Source organism: Bacteroides sp. ET489, from assembly GCF_030518095.1.
In the GTDB taxonomy this organism is placed as follows: Bacteria; Bacteroidota; Bacteroidia; order Bacteroidales; family Bacteroidaceae; genus Bacteroides; species Bacteroides ndongoniae.
Window position 1 is genome coordinate 1 of the sequence record NZ_JAULLJ010000132.1, and the last position, 501, is coordinate 501.

Annotated in this window: 1 protein-coding gene and 1 pseudogene; both read left to right on the forward strand. The window is 43.1% G+C overall.

Annotated features, from left to right (window positions below):
• Window positions 1–291 (forward strand): hypothetical protein (locus Q3C19_RS18360; protein WP_302731317.1); only part of this gene is annotated, 291 nt, incomplete at its 5' end.
• Window positions 292–309: 18 nt separating this feature from the next.
• Window positions 310–501: pseudogene (locus Q3C19_RS18365) on the forward strand (hypothetical protein); the annotation flags it as partial.

Here is a 501-nt window from a genome sequence, read left to right on the forward strand (position 1 = left end):
CATATCGGCGAGGTCAGAAAAGCCATACACAGAAAAGTGGAAAAGGAAAAGTCTGCCGCCATAAAGAATGATATTGAGCTGCACATGTACAAGGTGCATGACGGCATACCGGTTCTCCTTAACACCTGCTACCTGTACGATGAAAAGGGATGTATGGTACACGGAAGTATCAAGGGAACCAAGGATTATCTGCTTGAGACATGGAGATACCATACAAACAGACATTCCAAAGGTTTCAGTTCCACAAGAATCAGGCCCTGCACGACAAGCAGGGCTTTTTCGTTTGTATAACTCTTAAAATCAGGAATCATGAACCAGACATTACAACTTACAGACTATATTCCACAGTATGTAAGCCTCTACTACGTGGACTACCGGGATGATCTTGATGAGCATGAAGACATCCAGGAGGAATGCATCCGTTCCAACAATATGGAAAAACTCTATGAAAAGGCATACGAATGGTATGAGGAACAGGAAAGCTCAAACATGCACGACTAT